20 protein-coding genes are annotated in these 22,374 nt (G+C 71.5%); 12 read left to right on the forward strand and 8 right to left on the reverse strand.

The annotated features are described in order from the left end of the window. Positions 1 to 265 precede the first annotated feature (265 nt). Genes ACFC1R_RS06475 through ACFC1R_RS06485 form a run of 3 tightly spaced genes read left to right on the forward strand, consistent with a single transcriptional unit; the run spans position 266 to position 3,965 of the window. Positions 266 to 1,330, forward strand: coding sequence for an iron ABC transporter substrate-binding protein (locus ACFC1R_RS06475; RefSeq protein WP_375933676.1), 1,065 nt, complete (start codon positions 266 to 268; stop codon positions 1,328 to 1,330). Continuing rightward, positions 1,327 to 2,907, forward strand: coding sequence for an ABC transporter permease (locus ACFC1R_RS06480; protein WP_375933679.1), 1,581 nt, complete (start codon positions 1,327 to 1,329; stop codon positions 2,905 to 2,907). The genes ACFC1R_RS06475 and ACFC1R_RS06480 overlap by 4 nt, the downstream gene beginning before the upstream one ends. Beyond that, the gene (locus ACFC1R_RS06485) at positions 2,904 to 3,965 is read left to right on the forward strand and encodes an ABC transporter ATP-binding protein (RefSeq protein ID WP_375933681.1); all 1,062 of its coding nucleotides are present in this window, start codon (positions 2,904 to 2,906) and stop codon (positions 3,963 to 3,965) included. Before ACFC1R_RS06480 ends, ACFC1R_RS06485 begins: the two co-directional genes overlap by 4 nt. A gap of 298 nt (positions 3,966 to 4,263) precedes the next feature. Here ACFC1R_RS06485 and ACFC1R_RS06490 read toward each other — a convergent pair whose 3' ends face one another. The 3 genes from ACFC1R_RS06490 to ACFC1R_RS06500 all read right to left on the reverse strand — a co-directional run bounded on the left by ACFC1R_RS06490 (position 4,264) and on the right by ACFC1R_RS06500 (position 6,808). Further along, on the reverse strand, positions 4,264 to 4,944 hold the full coding sequence (locus ACFC1R_RS06490) for a response regulator (RefSeq protein WP_375933684.1): 681 nt from the start codon (positions 4,942 to 4,944) through the stop codon (positions 4,264 to 4,266). Next, positions 4,941 to 6,170: a sensor histidine kinase gene (locus ACFC1R_RS06495; RefSeq protein ID WP_375933687.1), complete on the reverse strand. Its 1,230-nt coding sequence runs from the start codon at positions 6,168 to 6,170 to the stop codon at positions 4,941 to 4,943. The genes ACFC1R_RS06490 and ACFC1R_RS06495 overlap by 4 nt, the downstream gene beginning before the upstream one ends. 452 nt (positions 6,171 to 6,622) lie before the next feature. After that, positions 6,623 to 6,808 carry a hypothetical protein gene (locus tag ACFC1R_RS06500; protein WP_375933689.1) on the reverse strand — a complete coding sequence of 62 codons (186 nt, stop codon included), beginning with the start codon at positions 6,806 to 6,808 and terminating at the stop codon, positions 6,623 to 6,625. Positions 6,809 to 7,671: 863 nt separating this feature from the next. Here ACFC1R_RS06500 and ACFC1R_RS06505 point away from each other — a divergent pair. Then, on the forward strand, positions 7,672 to 8,052 hold the full coding sequence (locus ACFC1R_RS06505) for a VOC family protein (RefSeq protein WP_375933691.1): 381 nt from the start codon (positions 7,672 to 7,674) through the stop codon (positions 8,050 to 8,052). Positions 8,053 to 8,289: 237 nt separating this feature from the next. On the opposite strand, the gene ACFC1R_RS06510 is transcribed toward ACFC1R_RS06505, so the two are convergent. Continuing rightward, on the reverse strand, positions 8,290 to 8,865 hold the full coding sequence (locus ACFC1R_RS06510; protein ID WP_375933694.1) for a TetR/AcrR family transcriptional regulator: 576 nt from the start codon (positions 8,863 to 8,865) through the stop codon (positions 8,290 to 8,292). A 93-nt stretch (positions 8,866 to 8,958) separates the two neighbouring features. Here ACFC1R_RS06510 and ACFC1R_RS06515 point away from each other — a divergent pair, with 93 nt between their 5' ends. Next, complete coding sequence (locus ACFC1R_RS06515) at positions 8,959 to 9,405, forward strand: DUF1772 domain-containing protein (RefSeq protein ID WP_375933697.1); 447 nt, start codon at positions 8,959 to 8,961, stop codon at positions 9,403 to 9,405. A gap of 272 nt (positions 9,406 to 9,677) precedes the next feature. Here ACFC1R_RS06515 and ACFC1R_RS06520 read toward each other — a convergent pair whose 3' ends face one another. Then, complete coding sequence (locus tag ACFC1R_RS06520) at positions 9,678 to 9,857, reverse strand: hypothetical protein (RefSeq protein ID WP_375933700.1); 180 nt, start codon at positions 9,855 to 9,857, stop codon at positions 9,678 to 9,680. Positions 9,858 to 10,366: 509 nt separating this feature from the next. Continuing rightward, the gene (locus ACFC1R_RS06525; RefSeq protein ID WP_375933702.1) at positions 10,367 to 10,936 is read right to left on the reverse strand and encodes a MepB family protein; all 570 of its coding nucleotides are present in this window, start codon (positions 10,934 to 10,936) and stop codon (positions 10,367 to 10,369) included. Positions 10,937 to 11,249: 313 nt separating this feature from the next. Between ACFC1R_RS06525 and ACFC1R_RS06530 the strand changes: the two genes are divergently transcribed. Beyond that, positions 11,250 to 12,296, forward strand: coding sequence for a phosphatidylinositol-specific phospholipase C domain-containing protein (locus tag ACFC1R_RS06530; protein ID WP_375933705.1), 1,047 nt, complete (start codon positions 11,250 to 11,252; stop codon positions 12,294 to 12,296). Between the two features lie 684 nt (positions 12,297 to 12,980). Beyond that, complete coding sequence (locus tag ACFC1R_RS06535) at positions 12,981 to 14,474, forward strand: acyltransferase family protein (protein ID WP_375933708.1); 1,494 nt, start codon at positions 12,981 to 12,983, stop codon at positions 14,472 to 14,474. Positions 14,475 to 14,610: 136 nt separating this feature from the next. Here ACFC1R_RS06535 and ACFC1R_RS06540 read toward each other — a convergent pair whose 3' ends face one another. Continuing rightward, on the reverse strand, positions 14,611 to 15,702 hold the full coding sequence (locus ACFC1R_RS06540) for a glycoside hydrolase family 3 N-terminal domain-containing protein (RefSeq protein ID WP_375933711.1): 1,092 nt from the start codon (positions 15,700 to 15,702) through the stop codon (positions 14,611 to 14,613). 347 nt (positions 15,703 to 16,049) lie between these two features. Next, positions 16,050 to 16,988, reverse strand: coding sequence for an MBL fold metallo-hydrolase (locus tag ACFC1R_RS06545; protein ID WP_375933714.1), 939 nt, complete (start codon positions 16,986 to 16,988; stop codon positions 16,050 to 16,052). A 233-nt stretch (positions 16,989 to 17,221) separates the two neighbouring features. On the opposite strand from ACFC1R_RS06545, the gene ACFC1R_RS06550 reads away from it, so the two are divergent. From ACFC1R_RS06550 to ACFC1R_RS06570, 5 genes are all read left to right on the forward strand, one after another. Further along, complete coding sequence (locus ACFC1R_RS06550; protein ID WP_375933717.1) at positions 17,222 to 17,818, forward strand: GNAT family N-acetyltransferase; 597 nt, start codon at positions 17,222 to 17,224, stop codon at positions 17,816 to 17,818. 451 nt (positions 17,819 to 18,269) lie between these two features. Beyond that, positions 18,270 to 18,908: a TetR/AcrR family transcriptional regulator gene (locus ACFC1R_RS06555; RefSeq protein ID WP_375933720.1), complete on the forward strand. Its 639-nt coding sequence runs from the start codon at positions 18,270 to 18,272 to the stop codon at positions 18,906 to 18,908. Between the two features lie 294 nt (positions 18,909 to 19,202). After that, positions 19,203 to 19,751 carry an amidohydrolase family protein gene (locus ACFC1R_RS06560; protein ID WP_375933722.1) on the forward strand — a complete coding sequence of 183 codons (549 nt, stop codon included), beginning with the start codon at positions 19,203 to 19,205 and terminating at the stop codon, positions 19,749 to 19,751. A gap of 521 nt (positions 19,752 to 20,272) precedes the next feature. Further along, positions 20,273 to 20,869 carry an O-methyltransferase gene (locus ACFC1R_RS06565; protein WP_375933725.1) on the forward strand — a complete coding sequence of 199 codons (597 nt, stop codon included), beginning with the start codon at positions 20,273 to 20,275 and terminating at the stop codon, positions 20,867 to 20,869. A gap of 471 nt (positions 20,870 to 21,340) precedes the next feature. Next, positions 21,341 to 22,078: an ALF repeat-containing protein gene (locus ACFC1R_RS06570; RefSeq protein WP_375933728.1), complete on the forward strand. Its 738-nt coding sequence runs from the start codon at positions 21,341 to 21,343 to the stop codon at positions 22,076 to 22,078. The last annotated feature ends 296 nt before the right edge of the window (positions 22,079 to 22,374 follow it).

Genomic DNA, 22,374 nt, shown 5'->3' on the forward strand with positions numbered 1-22,374 from the left:
AGGCCCGGCGGGGCGGCACGGGCCGAGCCGCGCCGTCCGGCGGTTCGCACCTCGCGACTACAGCCACGTAGACGCAATGCCCGATTCTGGCTAAGGTATGCCTACGCTAACCCAGGGCGTCGCCGCGGCCACCCCGTCTCCCCCGCCTGTCTCGCTCCGGCTTTCCCGGCCGAGGTCGAAACGGCGGCGCGCCATGGGTTCAGCCGACCCCACACCACGGGCTCCGCCGTCGGCCGGTGCCCCACTCCCGCGGAGGACCCTCACCGTGCCCAGATCCAGACGCGCCGTCACGGCTCTGTCGACCGTCGCCGTCTCGCTCCTCGCCCTGGCGGGCTGCGGCAGCTCGGGCAGCACGTCCGACTCCGCCCAGTCCGCGGCGGGCGGCCAGTCACCGGCCGGTCAAACCATCACCGTGTACAGCGGCCAGCACGAGCAGACCGTCAAGGCGCTGACCGCGGACTTCGAGAAGCGCACCGGCATCAAGGTCCAGGTGCGCTCCGGCGACGAGGCCGAGCTGGCCAACCAGCTCCTGCAGGAGGGCAAGTCCTCCCCCGCGGACGTGTTCTACGCCGAGAACCCGCCCGCCCTGACCACCCTGGAAGGCCAGGGCCTGCTCGCCCCGGTCCTGCCGGGCACCCTCAAGTCGGTCCCGGCCGCCGCCAGTTCGCCGAAGGGCGACTGGGTCGGGATCTCCGCCCGCAGCTCGGCCTTCATCGCCGCCGCCGGCAAGGCCGCGGACACCGCGCCGCCCACCTCCGTGCTCGACCTGGCCAAGCCGGAGTGGAAGGGGCGGCTCGGCATCGCGCCGAGCGAGACCGACTTCGCGCCGGTGGTCACCCAGGTCGTCAAGTCGATCGGAGCCGACGCCGCGAAGAAGTGGCTGGAGGGCCTGAAGGCCAACGCCAAGGTCTACGAGAGCAACGAGGACCTGTCGGTCGCCGTCAACGCGGGCGAGGTTGAGGGCGGCGTCATCGACCACTACTACTGGTACCGGCTGCGCGACGAGAAGACCGCCGCCGCGACCCACAGCACACTGCACTACTTCGCCAAGGGCGACCCCGGCGCACTGGTCGACGTCTCCGGCGCGGGCGTCCTGAGCGGCAGCAAGCACCAGCAGGCCGCCCAGGACTTCCTCGCGTACCTGGCGAGTGCCCCGGCCCAGCAGCTGATCGCCACCTCCGAGAGCTACGAGTACCCGCTGGTGCCCGGCGTCCGGGGCAAGGCCGAACTCGCCCCCCTCGACTCGATCGGGGCCCTGGCGTCCGTCACCGACCTCGGCGACGGCAAGCAGGCCCTCCAGCTGCTCCAGGACACCGGTCTCCTCGCGTGACCACCACCTCGCCCGCAGGGCCCGACCGCTCGTCACCGCTCCTGCGGTGGCGGGCGCCCGCCCTGCTCCCGCTGCTCGCCGTCGCGGTCGTGGCCGTCGTAGCCTCGCCGCTGGCCTTCGTCGGCATCCAGGCCGCGCAGTCGGGCTGGGCCCAGGCCCAGCGGCTGCTCGGCCGACCGCTGATCGCCACCCTGCTCTGGAACACCGTGACCCTCGCGGCCGCCGTCACCGTGGCGACGACCGTCCTCGGCTTCGGTGCCGCCTACCTGATCGAGCGCACCGACCTGCCCGGACGGCGCTGGTGGACGGTGGCACTCACCCTGCCGCTCGCCGTGCCGGAGTTCGTCCGCGGCTACTCCTGGGTCTCGCTCTTCCGCTCCGTGCACGGCTACTGGGGCGCGGTGCTGGTGATGACCTGTTCGCTCTACCCGCTGGTCCTCCTCCCCGTCGCAGCCACCCTGCGGCGCAGCGACGCGGCCGCCGAGGAGGTCGCCCGCAGCCTCGGGAAGGGACCGGTGGCCACCCTCTTCCGGGTCACCCTGCCACTCGCCCGGCCCGCCCTGGCCGGCGGCGCGCTGCTGGTCTCGCTCTACCTGCTCGGCGAGTACGGCGCGTTCGCCATGCTGCGCTTCACCACCTTCTCCACCGCCGTCTTCACCCAGTACAGGCTCGGCTTCGACGCCGCCTCCGCCTCCCTGCTCACCCTGGTGCTGGTGCTGCTGGCCCTCCTGCTGGTCGCCCTGGAAGCCGGGACCGCCCGCCGCCGAGGACGCACGGCCCGCCACGGCACGGCCGGCCGTCGCGCCGCGCCCGCACGCCTCGGCCGCTGGACCCTTCCCGCCCTCGGCGCCCTGACGGCACTGGTCGCCACCGCCCTCGGCGTGCCGCTGTACGCGCTCGGCTACTGGCTCGTGGTCGGCAGCTCCACCACGCTCCCCCAGGCCTCGGTGCTCTCCGCCGCGCTCACCACCCTCGGCTACGCCTTCGCGGCGGCCGCGACCGCCACCGCCGCCGCCGTCCCCGTCGCGCTCTACGCCTGGCGGCGCGACAGCCGGCTCGCCCGGACCACCGAACGCGCCGCCTACCTCACCCGGGCCCTGCCCGGCATCGCGGTCGCCCTCTCGGTCGTCTACTTCGCCATCCGCTACGCCCGGCCGCTCTACCAGCAGCCGGCGATGCTCGTCACCGGCTATGTGATCCTCTTCTTCCCGCTCGCCCTGACGGCCGTGCGCGCCGCCCTCGCCCAGGTGCCGCCCGGCGTGGAGGAGGCCGCCCGTTCGCTCGGCACCCGCCCGGCCGCAGTCCTGCTCAGGGTCACCCTCCCGCTGGTGCTGCCCGGACTCGGTGCCGCCGTCGCCATGGTCGGCCTCACCGCAGGCTCCGAACTGACCGCCACTCTGCTGCTGCGTCCGACCGGCACCCAGACCCTGGCCACCCAGTTCTGGATCTACACCAGTGGCCTCGCCTACGGCGCGGCCGCCCCCTACGCGGCGCTGATGGTCGCCATGTCCGTCCCGCCCGTCCTCCTGCTCACCCGCCGCACCCTCGGCCCCGACACCCGCACGGAGAACCGATGAGCGGCCTCTCGATCACCGGCCTGCACGCTTCGCACGGCCGCGCCGACGTCCTGTCCGGAGTCGACCTCTCGGTCGAGGACGGTGCGCTGGCCTGCGTGCTCGGGCCGTCCGGCTGCGGCAAGAGCACCCTCCTGCGGGTCATCGCCGGCTTCCACCGGGCCGATCGCGGCCAGGTCCTGCTCGGCGGACGGCTGCTGGACGACGGACACCGGCGGCTGCCCGCCGAGCGGCGCAGAATCGGCTACGTCCCCCAGGACGGCGCCCTGTTCCCGCACCTGACGGTCGCCGCCAACATCGGTTTCGGGCTGGCGCGCGGCGCCCGCCGGGAGCGCGTCGCCGAACTGCTCGCCCTGGTCGGGCTCGACGGGCTCGGCGAGCGTCACCCGCACCAGCTCTCCGGCGGCCAGCAGCAGCGCGTCGCACTCGCCCGCGCGCTCGCTCCCGCCCCCGAACTGCTGCTTCTGGACGAACCGTTCTCCGCGCTCGACGCCACGCTGCGCACCGAGCTGCGCACCGAGGTCGCCGCCACCCTGCGCGGCGCCGGAGCCACCGTGATCCTGGTCACCCACGACCGGGAGGAGGCGCTCGCCTTCGCCGACACCATCGCCGTGATGCGCGCCGGCCGGATCGCCCAGCAGGCATCGCCCCAGGCGCTCTACCGGGAGCCGGCCGGTGCCGACGTCGCCCGCTTCCTCGGTGAGGCCAACCTGCTCGGGGCCCGGTTCGACAGCGGCCGGGCCCACACGGCCCTGGGCCCGCTCCCGCTCACCTCCGGCGCCCGCACGGCAGGCAGCGGCACCGTGGTGCTGCGCCCGCGCCAGTTCCGGCTCTCCGGCGCGGCAGGGTCCGACCGGGCCCGGGTGCGGCTCCACAGCTCCGTCTTCCGGGGTCACGACTACCGTGTCGAGCTCACGCCCGAACCCGACCAGGGCCTGCCGGACCGGCTCATCGCCTACACGGACACCGCGCCGCCCACCGGCGGCGACCCGCTGTACATCGAGGTGGTCGGCCCGGCCCACCCCCTCGCGGAGGAGTCCCCTGCGGCAGCCGGGTCCTGACCGGCAGCCGGCACCGCCGGGGCCGGGGCCAGGGCAGTGCAGTGCAGTGCAGGCAACGGCACAGGCACAGGCACAGGCACAGGGAATCCTGCGCCCCGGTCACCTCGGCAGGGCGAGATCGCCGCCCGGGCGGCGGCCCCGGCCGCGCTCGCCGCACCCGACTTCACCACAGCGCCACCGGGAGCGGAAACCCGTACCGGAAGCAACCTCAATTCACCTGCGCAGCAGGCGACTTGGCGCGAGCGGTGGCGCCCCGGCAGGACGGCTCGCGGTGCCCGGTCCACTTCGCCACGGCAGACTACCGGGTGGCCGCGCTTCCGCCGACGCTGACCAACCCCGTCTCGTAGGCGACGACGACGGCCTGGGCACGGTCGCGGATCCGGAGTTTGGCGAGGATGCGGGCGACATGGGTCTTGACCGTCGCCTCCGACAGTTGGAGCCGGCCGGCCAGCTCGGCGTTGCTCAGCCCTCGGCCGAGCAGGCCCATGACCTCCAGTTCGCGCGGGGTCAGCGCCGCCAGGTCGCGGTGGACCACCGTGGTGTCGCCGTCGCCGCGCGCGAAGCGTTCGACGAGGCGCCGGGTGATGGCCGGCGCCAGCAACGCGTCACCGCTGCGCACCATGCGGACGGCGCCGGCGAGGTGTTCGGGGCTGACGTCCTTGAGGAGGAAGCCGCTCGCCCCGGCCGACAGTGCGGCATAGACGTACCGGTCGAGGTCGAAGGTGGTCAGGATGATCACCCGCGGACCGTCCGCGTCACGACTGCCGATCTGCCGGGTGGCCTCCAACCCGTCCATCTCCGGCATCCGGATGTCCATCAGGACCACGTCGGGCCGGGTCCGGCGGACCGCTTCCACGGCCTCGACGCCGTTGGTCGCCTCGGCGACCACCTCGATGCCCTCGGACTCCAGGATCATCCGGAAGCCTGTGCGCACCAACGCCTGGTCGTCCGCGACCACGACGCGCAGCGACTCGGTCACGACGCCTCCAGGGGTATCAGTGCTTCGACGCGGAAGCCGCTACGGGTGCGAGGTCCGGTGCGGAGGGTTCCGCCGTGGACGGCGAGGCGCTCGCGCAGGCCGATCAGCCCGCGTCCGCTGCCTGCGGACGCGGAGGCAGCGGGTCGGCCGCCGGTGTCGGTGACCTCCACCCGCAGGTGTTTCCCGGCGTACTCGACGGTCACCGCCGCACTCGCCCCGCTCGCGTGTTTCACGGTGTTCGTCAACGCCTCCTGCACCACCCGGTAGGCGGCGAGTTCGATGCCGGGTGGCACCGCGCGCTGCGGCCCGATCACGGTCAACCCGACCGGCAGCCCCGCCTGCCTGACTCCGGCGACCAGGGCCTCCAACCGGCTCAGACCCGGCTGCGGGGTGAGTTCCGCCGTGGCGGCCGGACCGGTGCCCTCACCGTCGCCGTCGTCGCCGTGGTCCATCGTGAGCAGTCCCATGACCTGGCGCAGCTCGGCCATCGCCGCCCGTCCGCCGGTCTCGACCGCGAGGAGCGCCTCGCGGGCCCGGTCCGGGGCGGTGTCCATGATCTTGCGGGCGGCACCGGCCTGAATGACCATCACGCTGACGTTGTGCGTCACCACGTCGTGCAACTCACGTGCGATCCGTGCGCGTTCGTGCTCGATCGCCCACTTCAGGGCCTCGACCTGCTCCCGCTCCAGGGCGGACAGTCGCGCGCGTCCCTCCTCCACCCGGCGCCGCCACATCCTGATCTCGTAGGCCACCGCGAGGACCGGCACCAGTACCAGGACCGCGACCACACCGTTCGGGAAGTGCGGCAGCTTCGCAGCCATGAAGAGCACCACCAGCACCACGGCTGCCACCGGCAGGCTGAGCAGCATCGGCACCCGGTGCGGGCTGTAGACGGCGGCACTGTAAACAGCGACGATACAGACGATTCCGGCGCAGTAGGCGATGTCCGGGGAATAGTCCCTGATCAGCAGCGTTGCCACGAGCACCGTCCACAGCACGGCCAGCGGAAACCTGCGGCGCAGCACCAGGGGCATCGCGGTCAGCGGTACCAGGAGCGAGCTACCCACCAAGGCGACGGGCCCGGTGATCGGAATGATCGTCGCGTAACGGGCGCCGGTCTGGGCCAGGAACAGTGCCAGCACCACGTCGAACACCCAGTTGCGCCGGGTCGGACCCGGCCGGCGTTTCTTGACCGGACCCGGCAGGCGCCCGAGCCGACGGGTCATCCGATCGACCAACTCTCTTGGGCGGCTTACTGCCTGTACGTTCATCACCCGAGCATTGTGGCCGAGGGCCCCGGCCCGGTACATCCACCTGAACGATCAGGCGGCTACACCGCTCGCCTACATCGCAAGGATGACGCCGAGCGACGTGCTCGTCCTGCGGTACCGGCGTGCCTGCACGAAGCGACGTCGCACTCGGCGCGACGTCCTGGACGTACCGCTCGAAGCGACGTACCGCTCGAAGCGACGTCCTGCACGAAGCGGCCTGCCGAAGCGGCCTGCCGTCGCCTTCGACGCACGGATCGGGTGCGGGTCACACGCCGGGCCGCCCCGCGCATGGGCGGGACGACGCGGGAGCCGGCCTCAGGGGGACGACGGCGGTGTCCGGGTGACGGCCCCGTGTGAGGTGAGGTCCGCTCTGCTGTGAGGTGAGGTCCGCTCCGCCTGCTGCGCGGTCACGGGAGGGACTGGTCGGGGTCGTCGGTGGGCCCGGATATCGCCTCGTGTGTTTCCGGGTCGCCCGGCGACGGCGGTTCCTGCGGACGGTCCGGCGATGGTTCGGTGAACCGTTGCTCCCACCGGCCGAGCAGCAGCACCACGCCGAGGAGAGCCGGGGGTATGAGGAGGGCGAGCACGGCCATGTGAACCTCCGGGAAGGGTGGTCACGGTTCGCTCAACGTGCCGATCGATCCGTAGCCAAAGCTAGGAGCCGCACCCTCTCCCGGCCTCCCGACCGGAGCGCGGCGGGCGAGTGTCGAAGGCGCCTGCGGTCGCGTCGACCCCGCTCCGCCCTACTCCGTCCGGGTTCGCAGGGCGCCGGTGGAACAAGGAGTGCCAGGCGTCCATCCGGGTGAAGCCCGACACCGCCCGCGGTCCACCCGGCCGCCTGCCGACGGACGCCCCCAAGTCGGCCCCACCGTCCCGGGGCCCGGATTCCCGTGCCGGTGTGCGGCGCCGGGCCGGGCTTCGTTCGGCTGGGCTTCGTTCGGCTGGGCTTCGTTCGGCCGGCCTTGCCCGGCGCGGGACCACGGACCGCGAACGACCCCGAGAGCTACGGCTCGGCCTCCGGTGCGCTGTTCACCACGGGCGGGGGGCCTCGTCCGCCGGGGCCCGCCACACCGGACCGTCACCCGTTTGGGACGCGACCGTCGGCACCGGGCCGCGGCAGGGATCACCGCCCCGTGGCCCTGGACGGTGTCCGCAACGGACCCGGCCCGATGCGCGGACAGCAGTGCGGCCGCTCCGGTGGCAGTGTCGACAACACTTCAGGTCGATGCACCGACACACCAATTCACCGGTACGCCTGGGGTCGTGTCCCAGAGTCGGCTTCCCTACTGCACGGCCGACGGTCTTGCCCGGCTGCCCGGACAGGACCGACCCTGGAAAACAGTTCGCCCGTGCTCGCCTCCTCCGGTACGGTCGCAGGATTGTTGTCACTGCTGGGAGCCCATAAGGTTCGCGTGCGGCCTCCCCTGCAGTTCCCTGGCTGAGGGCAGGTTTCGTCATGGCATGTCGTATCAGTGAGCTCGTGCTCGATTGCCGCGACCCCGAGATGCTGGCGCGGTTCTGGTGCGAGGTCCTGGACTTCGTCGTGCTCGGCCGCGAGGACGACGGTTCGGTGGAGATCGGCCCGCGCGAAGGGTTCGGTGGTCCGCAGCCGACGATCGTCCTCAGTCGCAGTGATGAGCCGGAGAAGGGGAAGTCCCGGCTGCACATCGACGTCAACGCCACCGACCGCGATCAGGACGCCGAGCTCGAACGCCTACTGGCGCTCGGTGCGCGCCCGGCCGACATCGGCCAGACCGGGGAGGAGCAGTGGCACGTCCTGTCCGACCCCGAAGGCAACGAGTTCTGCCTGCTCAAGGCCCGCCTCAACCCGCTCTGAGCTCATCGGTCACGCCTCGGCACCTGGCGCCCAGGGCCCGCCTCGACGTCCGGCGTGACAGGCGTGTCGTGATCGTGGAGCAAGTGAGGTCTCCGGAGTCAACCGACTCACACGCCACCGCGACGTCGCCGCCGGACACGACGGGCTCGCCGCCCGATACGAAGCCGCCCTCCGCATCGCCGCCCTCCACATCGCCGTCATCAACGACCGGATCCTGACCTCACGTTGAGACGGGCCCTAGCGGGGAACGAAGCGGTCGACCAGGAGCGCGAGGCGGTCGGGGACCCGGTCGGCGGGCAGGCGTCCGGCTCGGGTGAGGGTGACCAGTCCGTGCAGTGCGGCCCAGAACGTCTCGACGAACAGTCCCGGTTCGTCGGGGTGCGCGTGGTCGACAAGAGGGTCCAGCAGGGCCTGGAACGCCTCGCGCAGCGGTGCGGGCGTGGCCTCGTCGGCGAAGGGGAGGCCGTTGTCGAGGCTGAACATCGCGTCGTACAGGGCGTGGTTGCGCGCGGCGAAGTCGGTGTAGGCGCGGGCCAGCGCGGCCACCGCCCCCCGGCCGGCGGACCCCTCCGGCACTGCGGCCCGCAGTGCGGTCGTCAGCTCGGCGAACCCCTCCAGCGCGACCGCTCCCACGATCTCGTTCTTGCCCCGGAAGTGGCTGTAGAGCACGGGCTGGCTGTACTCGATCCGCTCGGCGAGCCGACGCGTGGTGACGGCGTCCCAGCCGTGGGTCTCGGCTAGCTCGCGGGCCGTGGAGACGATCAGCCTGTGGCGGTTGGCCCGCTCGCGTTCCTTGCGTTCGTGTACCGGCATGACCCGATCCTAGCACCGCTAGACAATCAAGCGGTGGCACGCCTAGCATCGAATCAGAACCTAGCGACGCTAGGACAGCCCTTGGGAGGGGACATGCAGGACGTACTAGCCGTCGTCACGGTCGTCATGGTCGGACTGATGGTGGGCGTGGAGTTCGCGGTGGCGGCGTTCGTCAACCCGATCCTGGACCGGCTCCCGGACGACGGCGGAGTCGCCGCCCGCAGCGACGGGGCGCGCGTCCTCGGCCGGATCATGCCGTTCTGGTACATCGGCTCGGTCGCCCTCGGCGCGGTGTGGGCCGCAGTGGCGTGGGGCGGCGCGGGCGCGGCGCTCGTCGTCACGGGCACGGTGCTGCTCGTGCTGAGCGTGGTGATGTCGATCCTGCTGCTCGTGCCGATCAACTCGCGGGTCGCGGCGTGGTCGCAGGAAGGCGTGCCCACGGACTGGAAGCAGCAGGTGGGGCGGTGGGACAGGTTCCACTACGTCCGCGTGGGCGTCATCGTGCTCGCCTTCGTACTGTTCACCGTCGCCCTCGGCTGAGGTCTGCCGCAACCGTGGATCCCGGCAGTGGACGATCACGTGCCGTGTGGCGCGGCCGTCCGACGAACGGCCGGCGGGCCCGTGCCCGTGACCTGTCCACGCGCCGACAGCAGCACGGGGGTCGGCCCGGATCCTCACCCGGTTCCAGGCCGACCCCCCGAATCCCGGCCAGACCGCCCCGACCCCGGGGCCAGACCGCCCCGACCCCGGGGCCAGACCGCCCCTGGCCCAAGGGCCAGGCCGGCACTCGACTCCGGGGCGAGCTGCGATCGTCACCTGCTCAGCCGGAGCGGCAGCCGGACGGCGAGCACCCACTCCCCGCCCTCCCGCCGGGCGTCGGCCTCGCCGCCCAGCAGGCAGGCCCGCTCCCGGATGCCGCGCAGGCCCTTTCCGCCGCCCCGGCGCGGCGGCGCGACGGCGGTGGCGCTGAAGTTGACGCAGCGCAGCTCCAACTCCCCCTCCCGGACGGCGATCCGGACGGCCAGCGGCTCGCCGGGCGCGTGCCGCGCAGGTTCCCATCAGCTGATGCCATGGCAAGCGAGCAGCCACAGGACCGGCCCGGCCCCGGGCCCGGCCCGCGCGAACGGAAGAAGTCGGCGACCCGGCAGGCGTTGAGCTAGGCGGCCCTGCGACTCGCGCAGGAGCGAGGGCTGGAGAACGTCCGGGTGGAGGAGATCGCCACCGAGGCCGGGGGGTCCCAGGACCTTCAACAACTGCTTCTCCGGCAAGTACGAGGCCATCCTCTTCCGGCACGCCGACCGGGGCCGCCGGAGTCCGGCGGCGCGACAGGATCTCGGCCCGGGCCCGCGCCGGCCGGTCCCGCTCGTCGACAGGGCCGACCGGCTCTTCCCAGTACACCGACCCCGGAACGGACCCACCAGTCAGGGCCGTACCACCGCCCGGGAGAGCGGGCCAGCAGTGGATCCGCACCCTGCGGGCCACGCCGTCCGGAGCACACGGATCACGGGTGGTAGAGCGCCCGGGCGCGGGCGGGGTCGACCGACCCGTCCTCGTCGATGGGGAGGAAGTGGTTCAGCTGCCATGTCTGCGTGGCGCGGGCCTGGCGATTCGTCGTGGTGACCCACGGCGGGTAGACGCGGAACCCCCGCTTCCCGCCCGTGCCGTTCCTCGAGACGATGTCCCGTTCGCAGAGCACCTCGCGCGGGAGAACGAACTGCCCGAAGTGTCGGCCGTCGCGGGTGCTGATGACGAAGAGGTCGACGTCGTCCGCAGCGTCGAAGGGCCGGATCGGACCGTCCTCGGACCGCTGCCACACGGTGACGAACTGGCCGACCTTCGTCGGGGTCGTCCTGGCCGCACGGAATCTGACGGCGTATCCGTCCAGGGTGAATCCGTACGCCCCGTAGTCGGCGCTCTCCGGTTCGGCCACCGGCCGTGAGCAGGCGAACCCGCCCGGGTCGTACACCAGTGCCTTCGCCGCGAGGAGGTCGTCATGGACCGGGTTCCCGGCGGACCACGAGTCGGGGTCTGCGATGGAGGGTTCCGGGGGTCCCCCACGGTTCGTCGTCATCTCCCCCATCCTGCCATCACTCCGACCACCGACCGCTCCGGCGGGCCTTGCCTCCGCCGAGACCGGTCCAGACGGGACCGGACGCCGGACACCGGACACCGGACACCGGACACCGAAGGTTGGATGCCGGAAGCCGGAAGCCGGATGCCATTGCGGACTTCGGCCCGCAGTACCGACTTCCTGATCACCGATCAGCATAATTCCTTGTCATGTCACCTCGAATCCGCTCGGATGGTCGATGCTGCCCTGAGCGACCCGGCCGGGCCGCCGCCACCCGCCCGCCGATTCCGGGCGACCCGACGAGGAGACACCGTTGACCGTACGCCGCACCATCGCCGCCGCCATGCTCGCCGTGGCAGCCGCCGTCGTCCCCGCCCAGCAGGCCACGGCCACCGGCTCCGCGGACCTTCCGTTCGCCTCCGCCACCACGGTCGGCCTGCACAACACCTATGACCCTGCGGCCTTTTCGTACCTGGCCCAGTCCCTGGACACCGGCACCGGCATGATCGAGCTGGACGCCTGGACGGACACCATCACCCACGAGTGGAAGGTCAGCCACTCCAACCCGCTCGGCAACAGCAACAACTGCGTCACCGCGAGCAGCGCCGACCAGCTCTACAGCGGCGGTACCAACAAGAACCTGGAGAACTGCTTCGACGACATACGCGTCTGGCTCGCCGCCCACCCCCAAGCCGGACCGCTGGTCGTCAAGTTGGAGCTCAAGGCCGGCTTCTCCGCCAACCACGGCATGGGCCCCGCGCAGCTCGACTCGCTGATCCACGCCCACCTCGGCAGCACCGTCTTCCGCCCCGCCGACCTGCTCGCCAAGCCGGGCGGCGGCTCGTACGCCACCCTGGACGACGCCGCCAGGGCCGGCAACTGGCCGTCCCGTGGCTCGCTCGCGGGACGTGTGCTGGTGGACGTCATCCCCGGGACGGTGGAGGAGCAGAACCCGTTCGACACGCTGCACACCGACGTCGAGTACTCGCGCTACCTGCGCGACCTGGCCGGCGCCGGCCGGGTCGGCGAGGCCCAGGTCTTCCCGGTGGTGCACGGCGCCGCTGCGGGCGACCCCCGTGCCGCGTACGCGGAGACCAGCATCCGTCCCTGGTTCGTCGTCTTCGACGGGGACGCCTCGGCCTACCTCAACGGAATCGACACCGGCTGGTACGACACCCGGCACTACCTGCTGGTGATGACCGACGCCCAGAACGTCGCGCCGGCCATCAGCGCCACCGACCCGACCACCGACCAGGCCAGGTCCCGTACCGCCCAGCTCGCCGCCGCCCACGCGAGCATCGTCTCCAGTGACTGGCGACACGTGCCGCAGGTCCAGAACGTCGTCCTGCCCCGGGGCTGACACCGCGCGGGGCACGGGCGCCGGCCACCGGGCCCGCCCGTGCCCCTCACCACCCAGAGGATTTCCTGCGGACCTTCCACAACCAGCCCCCGGCCTCCAGTCCGTGGGGATCGAGTCCAGCCCCATGCCCGACGGGCGCACCAGCTGCGAGGCCCTAACCGACCGGCCGACCGGCCGACCGGGGCCGGGCGGACCCTGGCGGGCTGTATCCCCAGCAGCGTGCGGATCGACATCGCCGCCGCCCGGCGCCACCCGGCAGGTCGGCTGAACGCCGGTGAAACAGTTCAGTGGTTGTCGATGAACACTACGGGCGCGGGACAGGTACGGCCGGCCGAGCGGGCGGATGCCACGACTCCACTTCTCATGCGAGATGCCCACCACGGCGTGGTCCAGGCGCCAGGACCACGGGCCGAAGACGAAACGAGCGCAGACCGAACGCAGCTCCGAGGACGACTAGCCTGCTCAGGAACGCGTCTTGAGACCGGGCTGCATACCAGGTATACATACCCCGTATGCGGCAGTGCACACCCGAAGCCGGCCCACCCCCTCCTCGCGCCCCAGCCGATCACCCAGGCCGAGCCCGCGACCGAGGATCCGGAGCCGCCGAACGGGGTCACCGCACCCGGATTCAGGGTCGCATCTGACTGACGATCACATACCTTGGAACGAACAACCGTTGGGGGAATGTTGAACGACACCGCGCCTCCCGTGGAGGCCGCACCGGGGCTCCAGCCCGCCGGGGCGGCCCGAGCGACGGACCCGGGCTCCGGCAAGGCCCCCGCCCCGCCCGCGGCCCGCCTCGGCTGGCTCGACGGCCTGCGCGGAATCGCCGCCCTGCTGGTCGCGGTCCACCACTTCGGGCTGCTGAACTGGTTCCCGTGGGGCGCGGACTTCGGGAAGAGATTCGACCTCGGCATCTACGCCGTGATGCTGTTCTTCCTGGTCAGCGGATACATCGTGCCCGCCTCGCTGGAGCGGCGCGGCGACGTCCGGGGCTTCTGGGTCGGCCGGATCTTCCGGATCTACCCGTTGGTGATCATCGTCGTCACGCTGTCGCTGGTACTGCTCCCCAGGCACTACTCCGCCGTGCCGAGCCAGGTGACCGACCGCCCGTTCTGGGCCTACCTGGCGAACCTCACGCTGCTGCACGAGATGACCAACATAGCCAGCGCCCTCGGTGCGATGTGGACGCTCTGCTACGAGATGGTCTTCTACTTCTTCGTCAGTGCGCTGTTCGTCAACGGCCGGCACCAGCAGAGCGCTCCGATCTCGGCCTTCTTCGCCGGCGCCGCCCTGCTCCTCGGCGCCTGGTGGACACCTCAGCTGATCACCCCCAAGGCGCCCTGGGTCGACCCCGCGCCGACCCACTACATCATCATCGCCACCGCCGTGCTGATGGCCACCGGTCTGGTCCTGGTACTGATCGGCAGCCCGAAGGCGACCCGGATCGGCGCCATGGTGCTCGGCGGCCTCGGCGCGGCGCTGCTCTTCGTCAACGCCCGCTCCACGTTCTTCGAGAGCATGATGATCCTGGCCACGATGTTCGCCGGGACCGCGATCTTCCGGGCCGAGAAGCACCAGATCAACCGTCGGCTGGCGGCGGCCTGCTGCCTGTTCGTACTGGCCTCGGGCTTCCTGGTCGGTTACCTGTACAACGACAAGGCGGCCCAGAGCCGGACCTGGACCAGCACCTGGGAGGGCTTCTCGCTGCCTTACGTGGCGGCCTGGGCCACCTTCGGCCTGGGCATGCTGCTGCGCAACCGCCGCTGGCCAAGGGTGCTGCCCTGGCTCGGCTCGATCAGCTACTCGGTCTACGTGGTGCACATCCCGATCCTCTGGGGCACCTGGTGGCTGAAGGACAAGGTCATCAGCTTCCCGGCCACCGGGCACGGACGCTGGCTGCTCCCGGCGTTCTTCCTGGCAGCGGTCCTGGTGGCCAGCCAGCTCACCCACAAGCTGATCGAGCTGCCCGGCCAGCGGCTCGGCAAGAGGGTCGCCACCGCGCTGGACCGCCGTACCCGGCGCGTCCCGCACGTCCCGCTTCCGTCACCGGCAGACGAGACGGATCGGCGGCATGCCGAGACTCCCGGCGCCTCCACGGCCACCAGCTCCGCCTCCACCACCTCCGCTTCCGCAACCTCCGCCTCCGGCGACGGCGTCAGGCCGGTCGGCGAATGAACCTTCCAGGTCCACGCACAGCATCCGCTCAACAGGGGACGGGCGACTGATCCGCTGCGGAACGGATGTCCCACCGGTGATCCTCGCGGGTTCGGTGTTCGCGAGGATCACCGCCGGGTGGGCCGAGTCCGGGCGGTCAGCGCAGGCTCGCACGCAGTGCGTTGATCCGGTCGGTGGCAGCGGTGAAGGCGGCCCGCTCGAGGCGTCCTGAGGCCAGGGCATCGGCGAGGGCCGTGGTTGCCTCCTCGCCCTGGCCCGGCTCCATGGCCGAGCAGAGCATCAGGTCCAGGCCCGCCGCCGCGGCGGCGACCGCCCGCTCTCCCGTGCTGCCGAAGTCCCTCAGTGCACCGGCTTCGAGGGCGTCGGTGACGGTGACACCCCGGTAGCCGAGCCGCTCGCGCAGTTCCCCTTGCACCACGGCGGTCGACAGACCGGCCGGGCGGTCGGCGTCCAGGGCGGGGTAGACGGCCCAGGACAGCATGACGAGCCGGACACCGGTCGCGAGGGCCGAGCGGTAGGGCGCTTCGTCGACGGTGCGGATCGAGGTCGCGTCACCCGACAGAGTGACGGGTCCCTCGTCGGTGTTGCTGTCGGCGGGCGCCGATCCCAGGCCGGGGAAGTGCTTGGCAGTGGCCGCGACGCCGCTGTCCTGCTGGGCAGTGATGAACGCACTGCCCAGGGCCGCGACCCGGGTCGGATCGTTGCCGTAGGAGCGGTGGTGGCGGTCGATGAAGTTGCCGGGCGTGTCGTAGACGTCCAGGACGGGGGCGAGGTTGACGTTGAGCCCGAGGCCCGCGAGGTTCCTCCCGGCACCGACGCCGGCCCTCCCCGCCTCGGCCACGGGCACGGCGGCCTGCCCGACCTCCCGAGCCGACAGCTCCGGAGCTCCCGGGACCCGACGGACCAGCCCCCCTTCCTGGTCGGTCATCAGGAGCAACGGCAGCTTCGCCGTGCTCCGTTCCTGTGCGTGGCGGAGCTGCCGGACGGCGGTGCGGAACTGCTGGGGGTCGGTGAAGTTCTCGCCGAAGAAGATCACACCGGCGGCGTGGCCCTCCCTGATGTCCGTGAGCAGGCTGTCGGGCGGCGTGGTGCCGCGATAGGAGTAGATGACGCGCTGCCCGGCCAGCTGCCGGACGGTGCTCTGCGGCTCGGCCGCCCCGGGTGGCGTCGTGCTGCCGGTGAGCAGGAGCGCGAGCACGGTGGCGGCCCACGGAGTCGACAGGGGCATGATCACTCCTTCACGTCCGGGTCGGCTGCGGCCAGGCTACGACCCGTTCGGTCCTGCCGCACCGGATGCCGGACCGGAGAGCCCTCGCCACGACCGGCGGCTACGGGCGCGACTTCGAGTGCGGGTGCGGGTGCGGGTGCGGCCGCGGGCGTGGGTGCGGCATCCGGGGATCTACCGCACCCGAAGCAGGCCCCGAGGTGCGAGGCCCCGAGGCGCCGGGGTGTCGACGGTGGCCGTGGTTCCGCCGAGCCGCCGAACCGCCGAGCCGCCGAGCCGCCGAGCCGCCGAAAGCCGTACCACCGGGCCACCGGGCCGTAATGTCCGGACCTCCCGGCAGGGTCGGGCGGTCACCAGCGCACGGCCGAGAAGTCGATCGGGCGCGGCTTGAGCGACTGTGCGCGTGCCGTCAGTCGGCGAAGGCGCAGGGCCATTTCCCGGGCGGGGAGTTGTTGGCGGTCGCCGTGGCCCGGCAGCAGCCACTCGAAGCGGAGCCGGTCGGCGATCCGGGCCAGGGACGCGGCTAACTCCTCGATGGAGTACCAGGTGACGCTCTCGGCCACTTCGATGTCCGCTGTGGTGCGCGACCAGTAGAAGCTGTCGCCGCTGAAGCAGTACCGCTCGTCCGCGATGTAGAGCACGCTTCCCCGGGTGTGCCCGGCGAGCGGGTACACCGTCACTCCCTCGGCGATCTCGACCGGTTCGGTGCCGCGCAGGACGCGGTCGGCGTCCGGGGCGGCTTCGAGGTCCCCTTCGTGGATCCACAGCCTGGCACCCAGTCGGTCGGCGTAGCGTCGGCCATGCGCGGCGTGGTCGCGGTGGGTGAGCAGGACATCGGTCACCGGGCCCCGGGCCTCGTACCGTGCGGCCAGTGCGTTGCTCCAGCGAGGCGTGTCGACCATCATCAGCGTCCCGGACGGACGGCGCAGCAGGTAGGAGTTGGCGCCTGCGGTGCGCCCGGAGTTGTGCCCGCAGAGGTGGACGTCGTCGTTCAGGGCCATCGGAAAGGGATCCAGCGCCGGATCGAGCGCTCGGGAGGGGTGACGGATCGACCGGGTGTGGCAGGCGTACGCGGCGGCGTGCAGCTGCCTGCTCTCCGTTTCGCCGTGCGGTTGGCGGAGCACTGCCGAGCGGCCGTCCACCTCGCCGATCAGTCCGGGGGCGAGCTGTCGGGCGACATCGCAGTTGGTACAGCGGTCGTCCACGTACCAACCGCCCTCGGCGGCGGGCTTCTCCGCTCCCGGGCCGTTCCGGGTCGGTGCGGAGCCCGCTGACAGTCCGTCGTCCATGGTGCGTCTCCCTCTCGTGGTGCGGCCGGTGGCCGGCCGCTCGTCCCTGTCAGGGGTATCCCACGGTGTGTGGATAAAGGAAGCAGCGTGGCCCTTGTCCTTTACCGGGAGAGCGTCTCTCTCCGGGCCGAGGCGCCGGGGCCACCGGCAGTGACTTATGACCACGCGTCACCGGGGTTCGACCGGCCTGAGAAGGTGTATCCGATCATCTGAAGACTCGAACGGGGAATGTCATGACTGTCGTCCTGTCTGCTGCGCCGACTGCTTCCGCGCCCGCACTGCACCTGCGTCCCTGGCGAGTCGAGGATGCGGCGGTCCTCGCAGCGGCGTTCCGGGACCCCGTCCTGCGCCGCTGGCTGCGGACCTCGATCGACGGCGAGGCTGAGGCCCGGCGATGGATCGATAGTCAGACCGAGGCGTGGGACTCCGGCACGCGACTCAGCTTCGCCGTGCTCGAACGGGAAACCGACAGCCTCGAACGGGGAACCGCTGAGGGCGATGGCGGCCACCCGGTCGGCCACGTCGTGATCAAGGAGATCGCTCCCGGCAAGCCCTCGGCCGAGGTCGGTTACTGGACTTCGGCTGAGGCGCGCGGCCGTGGAATCGCACCCCGGGCCCTTGAGGCAGTCTCCCTGTGGGCACTCGATCCGCAGCGGGCGACGCCGCTCGAACGCCTCGAACTGATCCACGGAGCGGACAACCACGCCTCCTGCCGGGTAGCGGAGAAGTCCGCGTTCCGCCACCACTCGGTCCTTCCGGCCCACCCGCCGGCTTTCCCGAACGAGGGGCACCTGCACGTTCGTACGAGCATGCGCGCCCGGACTCGCTGAGGGAGCCGCTCCCGAAGCGGTGCGGCCGAAGGACGGACCTCGGCGCGGGCGTGGAGCGCCCTCGCCGAGGTCCCCGGCCCACGACCGGATGACTCACGAGCAGATGACCAACGAGCCGGATGGCCGACTACTCCTCGACGTTCGCTCCGGCGCTCCACGGCCGGCAGGGGCGCCCGAACAGACCGGCCAGGTCCGCGCGCCGGAACCCGCGCACCGAACCCCCACGCGCCGAACCCCCACGCACCGGCGACCGGGATCAGGGTCCCGGCGAAGTCACCAAGGTCGGAACCGCCCGCCTCTTCCGGCCGGCCAGGATCAGACCGGACCGCCGTTTCGAACTCCGTCCGCAGGTGCCGAGGCCCGAGGGCGACAGCGACCCTCGGCAGTGGCAGTGGCCCCGGCAGTGACAGCGCTCTAACACTGTTGGAAACGTACCGTTAGGCTGGAGCTCATGAAGCTGACCGCAGACCGGATCATCGATGCGGGCATGGCCGTGTTCGCCGAGACCGGCTACCACGGGCTGTCCATGCGCCAGGTGGCCGAGCGGCTCGACACACATGCCGGAAGCCTCTACTACCACGTGCCCAGCAAGAGCGCGCTGCTCCAGCTGATGGCGGACCGGGTGGCCCGGCAGGCGTACGACGCCGGCAGTGCCGCACTGGCCGCGCTGCCCGACCGGACCGGCTGGAAGGCCAGGGTCGAGGTCCAGGCCGTCACCCTGCGCCGGATCGTCCGGCAGCATCCGGGCGGGGCGGTCATGCTCGCCGACAGCCCGAAGGTGCTCAGCGCCGGAGCGCTCTCCCTGATGGAGCGACTGTTGCAGACCCTGAGCGACGCCGGGGTGCCGGACGAGCATCGCGGCATCGCCGCCGACGCGCTGCTCAGCCACATCACCGGATTCGTGCTGCAGGAGCAGAGCGAACCACCTGCTCTCACGGTCAGCGCCCAGGATGCCGCCGACCTCCACGAACGCTTCCCGATGACCGTGGCCGCCGCATCCGCCTACGACACCGACGAGAAGTTCGCCCGGAGTGTGCGCCTGCTCTGCGCCGGCATCGAAACACTCATCGCACCGACTGCCCTGCCCTGAGGCCCCGCACCTGTCCGGCCGGTGCCGCACACCGGGCGGCGGCCCCGCTCGACAGCAGAGCCCGCTCCCGAACGGACGCCTCGACGGGGGCGTCCGCGCAGCACCACGGCGGCCACCCGCCGACCCGCGCTGCCACCCGCCGGGACGCGCCCCGGCGACGCACGCCCCGGCGCCGGGCGACAGCTGCCCGCCGACGGAGTTACGGTGACGGGAGAGGCCGGACCGGGGTGACGCCGCGGGTGGTACCGGCGCCGGCGTCGGCGGGCGGCAGGGCCTGCGGGCAGGAGCAGCGGCATGCGGACCGATGTGCACGCGCATCTGTGGAGCGAGGGCTACCTCGACCGGATGGCGTCCTACGGACGGGAGGACACCATCGCGGCGATGCAGCTCATCCTGGCCGGCTATCCGAGCCGCTACCCCCGCTTGCGGATCGTCAACTCCCATCTGGGCGGGGCGCTGCCGATGCTGCTGCCCCGTGCCGACGAGCACTGCCGCTGGGAGGCGCCCGACGTGGTCGAGCCGCCCACCGTGGCAGCCCGGCGGATGTGGTACGACACCGTCGCGCACGGGCGCTCCCCCGCGGTGCGGCTCGCTGCGGAGTCCTACGGTGCCGACCGGCTCCTGCTCGGCACCGACTTCCCCTACCAGAGCGGCGACCAACTCCCGCGTGCCGTCGACTTCCTGCACGCCGCCCTGGCCCTCGAAGAGGCCCAGGCCGTGGCGAGCCGCGCGACGAAACCTCTCCCCCGACACCCCGACACCCCGACACCCCGGCAGCCGGGACCGTACGGTCGGAACGCCTCAGGGGTCGGGGCGGACGGGGGCTCCAACACCAGCACCTGACTGCGCATCGGCTCCCGATCCGACCTACGCGCCTCACCTGCGTCGATGTCCGGATCACGGGCCGGAACGCGAAAGTGCCTTATGCACCGCACCGGCCCCCGGCCCGCCGCGCCGCCGACGGGCGCGGGCCGGTCAGTTACGGCGGATCCCACCCGCCGACCGATCCGGCGGCCACGCTCCGTCCTCCGCCACGGAACGTCGACAGCGGACCGTCTCGCCCGGCAGCAACGCACGGCAGAGGTGAGATCCGGCCGACTGCCTGTCAAACGACGTACTTCCCCAGCGGATCCGGAGCGCAGTCCCGATCACCTCCGTGGGATCGGCGGTCGTGGTTGACCCCTGTCATCCATCAGGCCCTCGGGGGACGACTGCCGCAGGGCCGTGTCTATGCTGTGGCCACCGGCCCGGCGAGCTTCGTCCGTCGACACGACTCACGATGGTCAACGACTGCCGGCCATCCGTACCGTGCTCCGAACTCCGGGCACGGATTTCCGACTCCCGGACCGTGGAACGGTGACGCCATGTCTGTTCAGGGTACTGCCGGTTACGCCGGTCAGGTTCAGCTGCCGGATCTGGTCGCGAAGGCCGTGGCTCTCGCCCAGCGGGCCGGATTCGCCAAGTCCTGTCGCCCGGAGCAGGGCCGGCTGCTGTTCGCCCTGGCCGCAGGTGCACGCGGGAGCATCGGGGAGACGGGAACCGGATGCGGGGTCGGCCTGGCGTGGATGATCGCTGGACGGCGACCCGGCGTACGCGTGGTGAGCGTCGAGCGTGACCTCGAACTCGTCGAATCTTCCGCCGAGTTGTTCGCCGACGTGCCCGACGTCGAGATCGTCCACGGCGATTGGACCCGCATCTACGACCACGGCCCTTTCGATGTGCTCGTGGTCGACGGCGGAGGCAACGGAAAGCAGACTCCCGCCGCCGATCCGGAACGCCTGCTGACGCCCGCCGGTTCGATCGTCATCGACGACTTCACCCCGCTCGGCCAATGGCCCCCGATGCACGACGGGCAGCCGGACACCGCCCGGATGGCCTGGCTGAACCACCCGGCACTGTTCGCCACCGAGGTTCGGCTTGCCCCGGACCTGTCGACCATCATCGGGACCCGCAGGCCGTGAACCGTCCCGCCCGAAGTCCGGCAGTGTGAAGCAGAACTGACGATACGACAGTGACCGCCATCCACCGGGAACCGGCGGACGGCGGGAGCACCGAAGGCGGCCGCCGGAGGAGAATCGGGCGAGGCTGTTCACGGTGGAAGCGGGTGTACCCCGCCGGGGCGGCGTCGGCTCGTGCAGTTCGCCGAATCAACCACCGACTGCCCCGGAGGGGACGACACCGGGGACCATCACCCGCCCGTACGGAATCAGCCCTCCCCATGGACGAGTTGAGAGCCTCCTTCGCCACACCCGCACACGGGAAGAGGCGACCTCGCTTCGACGCGGCAGAACGACGGCTTCGCCTGTTCCCACGACTGCGGAAGCAGCATCCAGTCGTACCGACGGACCATCAAAGAAGTCGGTATAGAAAACGTAAAAGACTATCTATCCTGATGGGGTTCGCGAACTTCTCACCAAAAGTAGGTTTGCTTGATGAAGTTGGCCCGAGTGTCGGCGATCCTCACGGCGGTCGCGCTCGCACCAGCGGTTCTGCTCCCCTCGTCGGCCTCCGCCGCCGAGAACGTCCAGCCGTCCGGAGCCTCGGCTCCTGACACGGCGTCGGAGACCAAGCCGGAGAAGCCCTCGACGACCGAGGAACAGGACCGGGTCGAGATCCTGCGGATCCTCGCCGACAAGAACACCGGCCCGGGCGTCCGCGAAGCCGCCCAGAAAGCACTCGACGGCACCGCCCAGGACCTGCGCCACTTCCTCGAAATCGAACTCCAGGAACAGCGCGAAATCGACAACCGCGTACGCGTCTCACAGATCATCAACGCCGGCGGCCCCGCAGTGAAGAAGGCCGGCAAGGCCGCACTGAAGGGCACCCCCCAAGACGTCCTGAACTTCCTCAAGGAAGGCCAGTTCACCGCCCGCGCGGAAGACGACGCGAACGGGGCGGCCGGCCGGCAGCCGGCCCCGGACAAGGACTCCGGCAGCCAGGGTGAGAAGGGCGGCACCGGTACCCGGACCGCCGGCGCCACGGCCTCCGGCAACGGTGTGACACAGACGTCCGACCGAACCGTGACCACCCTCACCGACGGCACCGACCGTCTCGCCTTCACCGGTGGTGGCGACGGATTCGGGGGGGAGGTCGGCGGCTCCGCCGCTGCCCTCGCCGTCGGCGCCGGCCTGGTCGTCGCGGCCCGCCGCCGCGCTGCCGACGAGAGCTGACGGCAGCTCACAACAGCAGTCCACGGTGTCCGGTGCCCCGGGCCGTTTGCCAGGGGCGCAGGACACCGTGGTGAGCGGTCGTCCCGCAGCGCCTCCCGCTGCCGGAAGCGGACTTGAGTGGTCAGCCGAGCCGCCCACCACGGGTGACCCGCTCCACGACCGCGACCGACCCGACCCGCCCCGTTCCGGTGCGTGCAGATCTGCAGTTCTCGGGTGGTCGCCGACCCTGAGGCGGACTCCTAGACGGGTCCTCGCAGCTCAGTGGCTATGACGGAGAAAGGTAGGCAGTACAACAG

It is taken from the genome of Kitasatospora sp. NPDC056138 (assembly GCF_042264695.1).
GTDB lineage: Bacteria > Actinomycetota > Actinomycetes > Streptomycetales > Streptomycetaceae > Kitasatospora.